At 73.1% G+C, this 13,436-nt stretch carries 2 protein-coding genes (1 of these 2 only partly in view); both read left to right on the top strand.

Translation table 11 applies throughout. From position 1 onward, the window contains the following. Positions 1–181 precede the first annotated feature (181 nt). Positions 182–6,466 carry an amino acid adenylation domain-containing protein gene (locus tag AC067M_RS20945; protein WP_478698506.1) on the top strand — a complete coding sequence of 2,095 codons (6,285 nt, stop codon included), beginning with the start codon at positions 182–184 and terminating at the stop codon, positions 6,464–6,466. Beyond that, on the top strand, positions 6,466–13,436 hold the start of the coding sequence (locus AC067M_RS20940) for an amino acid adenylation domain-containing protein (protein ID WP_478698505.1). 8,614 nt of this gene lie beyond the right edge of the window; 6,971 of the gene's 15,585 nt are visible here — the first part of the coding sequence; the start codon lies at positions 6,466–6,468; the stop codon falls past the right edge of the window. Before AC067M_RS20945 ends, AC067M_RS20940 begins: the two co-directional genes overlap by 1 nt.

Raw genomic sequence — 13,436 nt, 5'->3', positions numbered from 1 at the left:
GCGGGGCACTCGTCATGTTCCCGCGGATCGCCGGGACCCGCCAAAAGTCCCTTCCGTAAAGGGCGATGAGCATTCTTCGATACACGGATCACGGTGCATCGAAGTTTTCCATGAGTCGATGGCCCACCTGCTTTTGATTCATAGGGTGGGCCGGGTCGACGCGTCTACTCAATCGGAGTGAATGGCAATGGCCGATCGGAATGGACTCCAATTGCCGCTGACGGCCGCTCAGTACGGAATGTGGCTGGCGCAGCAGGTGAATCCGGAAAACCCGATGTACAGCATCGCCGAGTGCGTCGAGATATCGGGCGAGGTCGACGTCGCCTCCTTCGAGGCCGCGCTGCGCCGGGTGGTCCACGAGGTCGAGGCCCTGCGCGTCCGGTTCCGGCGCGGCCCCGAAGGGCCCGCGCAGACGGTGGTGCCGGACCTGGAATGGCGGTTGCACACCGTCGATGTCAGCGACGCCGTCGACCCGTTCGCCGCCGCCGAGGAGTGGATGCTCGCCCGGGTGAGGACTCCGGTGGACCCCGACACCGGAGAGCTGTTCACCTTCGGGCTGCTCAAGCTGGCCACCGACCGGTACACCTGGTTCAGCCGGGTTCACCACACCATCGTCGACGGATACAGCTGGTCCCTGATCGTCTCCCGGGTCGCCGCCGTCTACTCGGCCCTGGTGGCCGGCGAGGAACCGAAGCCGACCCCGTTCGGGACACTCAAGGAACTCGTCGAACTGGACGCCGACTACCGGCGGTCCGAGCAGTTCACCGCCGATGCCGCGCACTGGTCCGAGCGCCTCGCCGGAGCCGCCGAACCGGTCACCCTGGCCGGGCGCCCGACCCGTGTGCCCACCGACCACGTCCGCCAGGCGAGCCGGGTCACACCGCAGTACGCCGAAGCACTGCGCGACCTCGCCCGGGAGGCCCGGGTCGGCTGGCCCGCCGTGGTCTTCGCGGGCATCGCCGCCTATCTGCACCGTCTGACCGGCGCCGACGACCTCGTGCTCGGTCTGGCCGTGGCAGCCCGGCCGACCACCGCCGCCAAGCGCACCCCGGGCATGGTCTCCAACGCCCTCCCCGTCCGCGTCCGTCCCCGGCCGGCCGACACCGTGGCGGACTTCCTGCGTTCGGTCAGCGACGAACTCCACCACGCGCTGCGCCACCAGCGCTACCGCTACGAGGACATCCACCGCGACCTCGGCCGCGTCGGCGACCGGAAACGGCTGTGGGGCCCCGAGATCAACCTCATCATGTACGGCGAACAGCTCACCTTCGCGGGGCACGGCGCGGCCGTACGCGGGTTCTCCGTCGGCCCCGAGGAAGACCTCTCACTGATCGTCGACAACCGGACGCCGGACGCCGGTTTCCTCATCGACTTCCACGCCAACGCCGACCTCTACACCGAGGAGACGCTGACCGGCCACCGCACGGCGCTCACCGGCTTCCTCGCCGCGCTGGCCGCCGCGGGACCTAACGCCCGCCTCGACTCCCTCGAACTCGCCGTGCCCGCCGGCTGGGTCCCGCCGGCGGTCCTGGACGCCCAGGACACCGGAGCCCCGGCTGCCTACCGCGCCCCGGCCACGCCGAGGGAGGAAGCGCTGTGCGCCCTGGTCGCCCAGGTCCTCAAGGTCGACCGGGTGGGCGTCGACGACGACTTCTTCCAGCTCGGCGGACACTCGCTGGCCGTGATCCGGCTCCTCGGCCGGATCCGTGAGACCTTCGGGGCGGAACTCTCCATCCGGACCGTCTTCGAGACGCCGACCGTCGCCGCCCTCGCCGGCCACCTCGACGGCGCCGTCGGCCACCGCCGCGCCCTGGAGCCGATGGCCCGCCCCGCCGAACTCCCGCTCTCCCTCACCCAGCAGCGGCTCTGGCTGGTGAACCGGCTCCAGGGCCCCAGCGGCGCGTACAACATGGGCCTCGCCCTCAGACTCACCGGCAGGCTGGACCGCAGCGCGCTCGCCGAGGCCTTCCACGACGTCCTGGCCCGCCACGAGAGCCTGCGCACCACCTTCCCGGAGACGGACGGAAAGCCGCGCCAGCGCGTCCTGTCCCCGGCCGAGGCCGCCCTGGAGGTGACGCTCACCGAGCGGACGGCCGACGCCGCCACCGTGGACGCGACCGTCGCCGAGGTGGTCGCCGAGGGCTTCGACCTCACCGAGGGACTCGCCGTACGGCCCCGGCTGCTCCTTCTCGGGCCCGAGGACCACGTGCTGCTCGTCGTGCTGCACCACATCGTCGCCGACGGCCTCTCGCTCGCGCCCCTCGCCCGTGACCTGGGCCTCGCCTACACCGCCCGCACAGCCGCCGAACCCCCGGCCTTCGCACCGCTGCCGGTGCAGTACGCCGACTACACCCTGTGGCAGCATTCGGTGCTCGGCGACGAGAACGACCCGGACAGCCCGCTGGCCCGGCAGCTCGCCCACTGGACGAAGACCCTGGCCGGGCTCCCCGAGGAACTGGACCTGCCCACCGACCGGCCGCGGCCCGGCGAGCTGAGCCAGCGCGGCGACATCGTGCGCTTCGAGGTCGAGGCGGCCCTGCACCGGCGCCTGATCGAACTGGGCAGGACCCACCGGGCCAGCCTTTTCATGGTGCTGCAGAGCGCGGTCGCGGTGCTCCTGAGCAAACTCGGCGCGGGAGAGGACATCCCGCTGGGCAGCGCCGTGGCCGGGCGCGGCGACGCCCGGCTCGACGACCTCGTGGGCTGCTTCGTGAACACCCTGGTGTTCCGCAACGACGTCTCCGGCAACCCGAGCGTCAGTCAGCTCATCGAGCGCACACGGGAGATGTCGCTGTCCGCCCACGCCCACCAGGACGTGCCCTTCGAGCGCCTGGTCGAGGCGCTCAACCCGGAGCGCTCGCTCGCCAGGAACCCGCTGTTCCAGGTGATGATGGACGTGCAGACACCCGTCGAGTCGAACCTCGAGCTGCCGGGCCTGCTCACCACCCCGCAGCAGGTCGATCCCGGGGTCACCAAGATCGACCTGCTCTTCGGGCTCGACGAGCGCTCGGCGGGCCACGAGGCCGCCGCCGGGATCAGCGGCCGGCTCGAATACAGCACCGACCTGTTCGACCGCGCCACCGTCGAGGCCATGAGCGTCCGCCTCCTGCGGGTCCTCGACGCCTTCACGGCCGACCCCGGGCAGCGCATCGCCGATATCGACATCCTCACCGAGCGCGAACGGCACCTGGTCCTGGGCGAGTTCGGCCAGTCGCCGGTGGTCGAGCCGGAGCTGCTGCTGCCCGCGCTCTTCGAGCGCCAGGCCGCCCGCACCCCGGAGGCGCCGGCCCTGACCGAGCACGACCGCACCTACACGTACGCCGAACTCAACGCCCGGGCCAACCGGCTGGCGAGCACCCTGATCGCCGCCGGCGCCGGTCCCGAGCAGCGGATCGCGGTACTACTCCCCCGCTCGGCGGAGTTGGTGATCGCGCTCCTCGCGGTCCTCAAGTCCGGTGCCGCCTACGTCCCGGTCGACCCGGAGTACCCCGACGAGCGGATCGCCTACATGCTCCAGGACGCGGCCCCCGCCCTCGTCCTGGCCGGCCCGCAGACCCGGGACGCGCTGCCGCCCACCGATGTGCCGGTCCTCGACGTCACCGAGGAGCACCACGGGCCGTCGGCGGACCCGGGCGACCCGACCGACGCCGACCGCGCGCGGCCGCTGGACCCCGCCCACCCCGCCTACGTCATCTACACCTCCGGCTCCACCGGCCGCCCCAAGGGCGTCGCCGTGACCCACCGGTCCGTGGCGGTCTACCTGGAGTACGCACGTGAGTACTACCCCTCCGTCGCCGACGGCACCCTGCTGCACTCGCCGGTCTCCTTCGACCTGACCGTCACCTCGCTGTACGCCCCGCTGATCTCCGGTGGTCCGGTGCGCGTCACCGCCCTCGAAGGCCCCGGCGACGGCTCCCCGCGCCCGGCCTTCCTGAAGGCGACCCCCGCCCATCTGGCCCTGCTCGGTGTGCTGCCCGAGGAGTTCTCGCCCACCCGCGAACTGGTCGTGGGCGGCGAGATGCTGCTCGGTGAGACCGTCGACGAACTGCGCCGCCACCGGCCGGGGATCACGGTCGTCAACGAGTACGGGCCGACCGAGGCCACCGTCGGCTGTGTGGGGTTCAGGATCGGCCCGGACGACAGCGTTCCCGGTGGCCCCGTGCCGATCGGCCGGCCGATGTGGAACTCGGTGATCCGCGTCCTCGACCCCGTCCTCAACCCCGTACCGCCCGGCGCCTCGGGCGAGATCTACATCGGCGGCGGACAGCTCGCCCGCGGCTACCTGAACCGGCCGGGTCTGACCGCGGAGCGGTTCGTCGCCGACCCGTACGGACCGGCGGGCGCCCGCATGTACCGCACCGGCGACGTGGGCCGCTGGCGTGCCGACGGCCACCTCGACTACCTCGGGCGCGTCGACGACCAGATCAAGCTGAACGGCTTCCGCATCGAACTGGGCGAGATCGAGGCCGCGCTGGCCCGGCACCCGCGGGTCGCGCGGTCCGCCGCCACGGTGCGCGAGGACACCCCGGGGCACCGTCAGCTCGTCGGCTACGTCGTCCCCGCGGCGGACGAGACCGTGGACCCTGCCGAGATCCTCAACTGGGCGGCGGGGCCGCTGCCCGCCTACATGGTGCCGGCCGCCGTCGTCGTCCTCGACACCCTGCCCCTCACCCCGAACGGCAAGCTCGACCGCAAGGCCCTGCCCGCACCGCGGCCGGCCGTCGACAGCGGCACCGACGTGCCGCGCACCCCGCGGGAGGAGACCCTCGCCGGGCTCTTCGCCGAGGTGCTCGGCCGCGAGAGCGTCGGGCTGCACCAGAGCTTCTTCGAGCTGGGCGGCGACAGCATCGTCTCCATCCAGCTGGTGGCCCGCGCCCGCCGCAAGGGCCTCATGTTCTCCCCGAAGGAGGTGTTCGAGCTCAAGACGGTGGCGGCGCTCGCCGCCCAGACCACCCAGGCGGCCGCCCCCGCGGAGGCCGACGAGAACGCCGGTGTCGGCGCGCTCCCCGCGACCCCGATCATGCGATGGCTGGAGGAGCGCGGCGGTCCCGTCGACGCCTTCCACCAGAGCGCTCTCGTCCAGGTGCCGGCCGGGCTCGGCGAGAGCGAACTGGCCACCGCGCTGCAGGCGGTGATCGACCGGCACGACGCCCTGCGCACCCGGCAGGACCGGACCGGCTCCGACGGCCGCTGGACGTACGAGATCACCGGGCGCGGCAGCGTCGCGGCGGCCGGACTGGTCCGCCGGGTCGACACCGCCGGGCTCCTGGGTGAGGCGTTGCGCACGACGATCGGGCGGGAGGCGCGCGCGGCCTGGGACCGACTGGCCCCCCAGTCCGGCGTGATGGTCCAGCTGGTCTGGTTCGACGCCGGGCCCGACGAGCCGGGACGGTTGCTCTTCGCCGCACACCACCTGGTGGTGGACGGCGTCTCCTGGGCCGTCCTGCTGCCCGATCTGCGGGCCGCGTGGGAGGCCGTGGCCGTCGGTAAGAAGCCCGAACTCGCCCCGGTGGGAACGCCGTTGCGCCGCTGGGCCGAGCTGCTCGGAGCGCAGACCGCCGCCCGGGCCGCCGAGGAGGACCACTGGGCGCGCACGCTCGCGCTGCCCGCGCCCGCTCTGACCGACCGGCCGCTCGACCCGGCAAGGGACACCGCGGGAGCCGCCCGGAAGCTCACCCGGACACTCGCCGCCGACACCACCACCGCCCTGCTCGACCGGGTGCCCGGGGCGCTGAACGCGAGCGTGCACGAGGTGCTGATCACCGCGCTCACCGTGGCGGTGGAGCACTGGCGCCGCCACCGAGACCTCGGCGGGGGCACCGGGGCCCTCATCGACGTGGAGGGCCACGGCCGGCAGGAGATCGCCGACGGGCTCGACCTGTCCCGTACGGTCGGCTGGTTCACGACCATCCGCCCGGCCCGCCTCGACCCCGGCGTCGAGGACTGGGACGACCTGTGGGCGGGCGGCCCCGAGGCGGGCCGCGTGCTGCGCACGGTCAAGGAACAGCTCAGGGACGTACCCGGCGAAGGCATCGGATACGGGCTGCTGCGCCACCTCGACCCGGACGCGGGGCCCCGGCTCGCCGGGCTGGCCACCGCACCCCTGCTCTTCAACTACCTGGGGCGTGCCGAGGCCCCCGGCGGCGACTGGAGCCCGGCGGCCGAGTCCGACGTGGTCCTGGCCGAAGGCGCCGACCTGCCGCTGTCCCATCAGCTGGAGGTCGACGCGGTCGTCCGGCAGGAGCCGGACGGGCCTCGCCTGACGGCTGTCTGGACCTGGCCGGGCCGGCTGCTGTCCGACGCCGACGTCCGTGAACTCACGGACACCTGGTTCCGCGCGGTGCGCGCGCTGACGGAGTACGCCGAGCGCCCCGACGCGGGCGGCCACACCCCATCGGACCTGGCGCTGGTGGAGCTATCCCAAGACGAGATCGACGGGCTCGAAGCCGAGTGGAGGACGCTGTAATGAAGAAGTCGGGTCCTGAGGACATCCTTCCGCTGTCCCCGCTTCAGGAGGGGCTTCTCTTCCACGCGCTGTACGACGAGTCGGGGAACGACGTCTACACCGTGCAGGTGGTGCTCGACCTGGGCGGCTCCCTGGACGCCGCGACGCTCAGGGCCGCCGCGCAGGCGCTGCTGGACCGGCACGCCAACCTGCGGGTGGGCTTCCTCCACCCCAAGCAGAGCCGTCCGGTGCAGGTCGTCTCGCGCACCGTCGAGGTCCCCTGGTCCGAGAGCGACCTCAGACACCTCGGCGAGACGGAGAAGGCCGCGCAGCTGCGGCGGATCCAGGCCGAGGAGAAGGCCCACTCCTTCGACCTCGCCCGGCCGCCGCTGATGCGGTACCGCCTGGTGCGGCTCGCCGACGACGCGTACCGCCTGCTGTGCACCTTCCACCACATCCTGCTCGACGGCTGGTCGACGTCCGTGCTCCTCGGTGAGCTGCTCGCGGTGTATGCCAGTGGGGGTGACGCCTCCGCACTGCCGCGGGTCACTCCGTTCCGCGACCACCTCGCCCACCTGGCCCGGCAGGACCAGCAGGCCTCCGAGGAGGCCTGGCGCCGGGCGCTCGCCGGCATCGACGCACCCACCCGCCTCGTCCCCTCGGACCCGGCCCGCGAGGTCGTCCACCCCGAGCAGTTGGTCCTCGAACTGTCGGCCGACGCCACCGAGGCCCTCTCGGCCCGGCTGCGCGCGAACGGCCTCACCTTCTCCAGTGCCGTGCACGGTTCCTGGGCGCTGCTGCTGTCGGTGCTCACCGGCCGCCAGGACGTGGTGTTCGGCACGGTCGTCTCCGGCCGGCCGCCCGAGGTGCCCGGCGTCGAGCGCATGGTCGGCATGCTCATCAACACCCTGCCGGTCCGGGTCCGCCTGGGCGGCGGCGACTCACTCGGCACCGTCCTCGCCGGGCTCCAGGGCGAGCACCTGGAGATGATGGCCCACCAGTACACCGGGATGCGGGACATCCACCGGCTCTCCGGGCACGCCGAACTCTTCGACACCTACGTGGCGTTCGAGAACTTCCCCTTCGACCTGCAGGCCCTGCGCGACCTCGTCGACGACCTGACCATCGACGGCTTCGACGTCCTGGACGCCAACCACTACCCGCTCTGCCTGGTCTCGCACGTGTACGAGGGCAAGCTGCGGCTGCTGCTCAACTACCGGCCCGACCTCTTCCGACCCGAGCAGGTCGAGGTCATCGGCGGGCGGCTGGTGCGGATCCTTCAGGCCCTGACCGACGACCTCGCCCAGACCGTGGCCGGGCTCGACCTGCTGGCCGACGGTGAGCGGGAGCGGCTGGTCGGGGCCGAGAGCGCCGCCGGGCACACGGTCGCGCAGGCCACCTTCCCCGAGTTGTTCGCGGCCCAGGCCGCGCGCACCCCGGACGCCGTCGCCGTGGAGTCCGCGGCGCTCTCCCTGACCTACGCCGAACTGGACGCGCGTACCGACGCGCTCGCCGAGCGCCTCGCGGCCGACGGCGTCGGGCCCGAACAGGTCGTGGCCCTCGTCCTCGGCCGCTCCGTGGAGTCCGTGGTCGGGTCCCTCGCCGTGATGAAGGCGGGAGCCGCCTATCTTCCGGTGGATCCCGACTACCCGGCCGAGCGCATCACCTTCATGTTCGACGACGCGCGACCGGCGGCGGTGCTCACCAGCACGGTGTACGAGAACGCGGTGCCCCGCTCTGGCCGGACCCCCGTCGTCGTCCTCGACGCGCTCCAAGAGGCAGACCTGCACCGGGACGGTGCCGGCCGCCGGTCCGCGGGACCCGTCCCGGTCGCCTCGCCCGCGTACGTGATCTACACCTCGGGCTCGACCGGCACGCCCAAGGGCGTCGTCGTCAGCCATGCCGGTCTCGCCGCCTTCGCCGCGACCGAGCGGGAACGGTTCGCGGTGGACGGCACCAGCCGCGTCCTGCAGTTCTCCTCGCCCAGCTTCGACGCCTCGGTGCTGGAACTGTGCATGACGCTGACGTCCGGCGCCGCCCTCGTGGTACCCGACCCGGGCCCGCTCGCCGGCGAGCCGCTGGCCGAGGTGATCGCCGGACGGCGGGTCACCCACGCCCTGATCCCGCCGGCCGCGCTGGCCAGCGTCCCCGCCGTGGACCTCCCCGGCTTCGCCTGCCTGGTCGTCGGCGGAGACGCCTGCTCGCCCGAGCTCGTGGCGCGCTGGGCACCCGGCCGGCGCATGGTCAACGCCTACGGCCCCACCGAGTCGACCGTGGCGGTGTCGATGAGCGCTCCCCTGGAGGCCACCGGCGCCGTCCCGCCGATCGGCACACCGGTGCGCGACACCCGCGCCTACGTCCTCGACGCCGCCCTGCGCCGGGTGCCCCAGGGCACCGAGGGCGAGCTGTACGTGGCGGGCGCCGGTCTCGCCCGCGGCTACCTGCGGCGTCCCGGGCTGACCTCGGAGCGCTTCGTCGCCGACCCCTTCGGCGCCCCCGGTGAGCGGATGTACCGCACCGGCGACGTCGTACGACTGAGCGAGGACGGCCAGTTGGAGTTCGTGGGGCGCGCGGACGACCAGGTGAAGGTGCGCGGGTTCCGCATCGAGCTCGGCGAGATCGAGAGCGTCCTGTCCCGCCACGAGAGCGTGGACCGGGCCGCCGTAGTGGTGCACGAGGCCCAGCCGGGGGTGAAGCAGCTCGTCGCCCATGTGGTCCCGGCCGGTCCGGACCCCGTCGACGCCGAGGCCCTGCGGACCCATGTCGCGGGGCTGCTGCCGGAGTACATGGTGCCCGCGCTCGTCGTCGCCCTCGACACCCTGCCGCTGATGGTCAACGGCAAGCTGGACCGCAAGGCCCTGCCCGCCCCGGCGTTCACCCCCGCCGAGGGCCGCGCCCCCGCCACCGCACGCGAGGAGCTGCTCTGCACGCTCTACGCCGAGGTGCTCGGCGTGGAGAAGGTGGGGGTGGACCAGAGCTTCTTCGAGCTCGGCGGCGACAGCATCGGCTCCATCCAGCTGATCAGCCGCGCCCGCAAGGCCGGGCTGCGCTTCACTCCGCGCGACGTGTTCACCCACAAGACCGTCGAGGCGCTCGCCGCCGTGGCCACCGAGGGCACCGCGCCCGCGCGCCGCCGCGCCGCGTCCGACGGCGTGGGCGGCGTCCCGTTGACCCCGATCATCCACTGGTTCAGCGAACACAGCGGTCCCGTCGACCCGTTCAACCAGGCGATGCCGCTGCCGGTGCCCGCCGGACTGAACACCGACCGGTTCACCGGAGTGCTGCAGACCTTCCTCGACCACCACGACGCGCTGCGGCTCAAGCTCACCCGTATCGAGGACATCGGCGAGTGGACCCTGGAGGTCACCCCGCCCGGCACCGTCGCGGCCTCCGAGTCGCTGTACCGGGTCGATGTCGCGGGCCTCGACGCGGACGCTCTGCGCGCCGCCACCGAGCGGGAGTTCGCCGCCGCCCAGGCCCGTCTCGCCCCCGAGCGGGGACGCATGGTCCAGGCCGTCTGGTTCGACGCCGGAGCCGACCGGCCCGGCCGGCTGCTGCTGGTGATCCACCACCTCTCGGTGGACGGGGTGTCCTGGCGCATCCTGCTGCCCGAGATCTCCGCCGCACTCGAGGCGGCCGCCCAGGGCACCGCCTTCACCCCCGAACCGGTGGGTACCTCCTTCCGCCGCTGGGCCCAGCAGCTGACCGCGGCAGCCGGCGAACCCGACCGCATCCGCGAACTCCCCCTGTGGCGCTCGATCCTCTCCGGACCCGACCCGCTGCTCACCGACCGCCCGCTCGACCCGACGACGGACACCCTCGCCACCGCGGGGCACCTCACCCTGCGGCTGCCCGCCGACCTCACCGAGCCGTTGCTCGGCCGGGTACCGGCCGCCTTCAACGCACAGATCAACGACGTACTCCTCACCGCGCTCTCCGTCGCCGTGGCCGACTGGCGCCGCCGCCAGGGCCGCGGCGACACCTCCTCCGTCCTGGTGGGCCTGGAGGGCCACGGCCGCGAGGAGATCGTCGAAGGGGCCGATCTCTCCCGCACGGTCGGCTGGTTCACCAGCCTCTACCCCGTACGGCTCGACCCGGGCGCGGCCGGGACCGACGCGCTCGCCTCGGGCGGCACGGCCCTCGTCACCGCGCTCAAGGCCGTCAAGGAACAACTGAGGGCCATCCCCGACAACGGCATCGGCTTCGGGCTGCTGCGCTACCTCAACCCACGGACCGCCGTGACCCTGGCCAGGTTCGCCGAGCCGCAGATCGGCTTCAACTACCTGGGACGCATCGGTGGTTCGTCCGACACCGATGCCGCCGGGGGAGGGGAGACGGACGGCCTGGGTGGCGGCGCGGACGCCGCCACCCCGCTGCCGTACACCCTCACCGCCAACGCGGTCACCGAGACCCACAGCGACGGGCCGCGCCTCACCGCGACCTGGACCTGGCCGGGCGAACTGTTCGCGGAGGACGACGTACGGTTGCTTGCCGAGGCGTGGTTCGACGCCCTGCGCGCCCTGGTGGAGTGCGCCGACCGGCCCGAGGGCGCCGGCGGGCTCGTCCCGTCCGACCTGACCCTCGTCGACCTGACCCAGGACGAGATCGCCCGTCTGGAACAGGCCCAGCCCCGCCTCACCGACGTGCTGCCGCTCTCACCCCTCCAGGAGGGGCTGCTCTTCCACACCGAGTACGACCAGCAGGCCGAGGACGTCTACATCACCCGGCTCGCCCTGGACGTGCGCGGGGAGCTCGACACCCAGGCGCTGCGCGCCGCCGTCGCCGGACTGCTCGCCCGGCACGCCAGCCTGCGCGCCTCCTTCCACCGCACCGCGCAGGGCGTGCCCGTTCAGCTGATCCCGGGTGAGGTCGAACCGCCCTGGAACGAGATCGACCTGAGTGCCCTCGGCGAGCCGGAGCAGCGTGCCGAACTGGACCGGCTGCTGGTCCAGGAGCGGTCCCGGCGCTTCGACCCGGAGCGTCCGCCCCTGCTGCGCTTCACCCTGATCAGGCTCGGACCGGACCTCCACCGGCTGCTGTTCGCCGCCCACCACCTGCTGCTCGACGGCTGGTCGGCGCCGGTCCTCGCCGGTGAGCTCTTCGCGCTGTACGGGCAGCGCGGCGACGCCTCGGCGCTGCCGCCCGTCGTCCCGTACAAGGAGTACCTGACCTGGCTCGCCGCCCAGGACCGCGACTCGGCCGAGGCCGCCTGGCGCACGGCGCTCGCCGGGATCGACGAGCCGACGCTGGTCGCCCCGGGGGCGGCCGGTCACGCCGCCGCCCTGCCGGGCCGGATCGTGGACGAGCTCCCGGCCGACCTGACCGCCGCGCTCACCGCGGCGGCCCGGGCCCACGGCCTCACCATGAACGCCGTGGTGCAGGGCGCCTGGGGCCTGGTGCTCGCCGGTCTCACCGGCCGCGACGACGTGCTGTTCGGTGAGACGGTCTCCGGCCGGCCGCCGGAGCTGCCGGGCGTCGAGTCGATGGTCGGCCTGTTCAGCAACACCGTGCCGGTACGCGTCCGGGTCGACCCGGACGTCTCCCTCATCGACACGCTCTCCCGGGTCCAGGCGCGGCGCGTCGAACTCCTCGCCCACCACTACCTGGGCCTCGCCGACCTCCAACGACTGACCGGCCTGGGCACGTTGTTCGACACCGCCGTCGTCTTCGAGAACTTCCCCGCGGACCCCGGCGCCCAGGAGACCGTGCACGGCCTCACGCTGAGCGAGGTCGACACCAAGGGCGACAACCACTACCCCCTCGGCATGGTCGTGATGCAGGACGACCGCCGGATGGTGCTCAACTGGTACTACCGCTCCGACCTCCTCGACGAGGGGCTGGTGACGTCCGCGACCCGGCAGCTGCGCAGGGTTCTCGAAGCCGTCGCGTCGGCACCCGACACCCCCGTGGGCCGGCTCGGACTCCTCGACGAGGAGGAGACCCGGCAGCTGACCACGGGCGCCGCCGGCCCCGCAGTACCGCTGTCCGAGGCCGTGGTCGGTGAGCTGATCGAGGCTCAGGCCGCCCGCACCCCGGACGCGATCGCGCTGATCGACGGCGGTACGGAGCTCACGTACACCGAGCTCGACGAGCGGGCCAACCGCCTCGCACACGCCCTGATCGCCCGGGGCGCCGGTCCCGAGCAGCTGGTCGCGGTCGCCATGGAACGCTCGGCCGAACTGGTCGTGGCGCTGCTCGCGGTACTCAAGTCCGGTGCCGCGTACGTGCCGGTCGACCCGGCCCACCCGGCCGGACGCATCACCCACCTGCTCGACGACGCCCGACCGCGGATCCTCCTCACCACCCGGGCCACGGCCACCGCGCTGCCCGAGCACGCCGTCGAGGCCGTGGTCGTCGACGACGCGGAGACGGCCGCCGAGATCGCCGGACACCCGTCCCACGACCCGTCGGACGCCGACCGGACGGCGCCGCTGACCCCCGGCCACCCGGCGTACGTGATCTACACCTCCGGCTCCACGGGACGTCCCAAGGGCGTGGTGGTCGAGCACCGCTCGGTCGTCGACTACCTCGGCTGGACCGGACTCGCCTACCCGGGCGCCACGGGGCTCGCGCTGCTGCACTCGCCGGTCTCCTTCGACCTGACGGTCACGGCACTGTTCACCCCGCTGACCGTCGGCGGCACCGTGCTGATCACCGCCCTGGCGGAGAACCCCGAGGTCTCCGCACGGCTGGCCGCGACCCCGGTCACCTTCATGAAGGCGACCCCCAGCCACCTTCCGCTCCTCGGCGCCCTGCCCGCCGCGTACTCACCCGCCACCGAACTCCTCCTCGGCGGCGAGGCCCTGCTCGGCGAGGCGCTCACCGCGTGGCGGGAGCGCCACCCGGATGCCGTCGTCCGCAACGTGTACGGACCCACCGAGGCGACCGTGAACGTCACCGAGTTCCAAATCGAGCCGGGTGCCGAACTCCCCGCCGGACCGGTCCCGATGGGCCGACCGCAGGCCAACGTCCGGGCGTACGTCCTGGACTC

The organism is Streptomyces sp. NPDC043427, from assembly GCF_056436655.1.
Note: the sequence above shows the minus strand (reverse complement) of the source record. Positions and strands in the feature narration are given on the sequence as shown.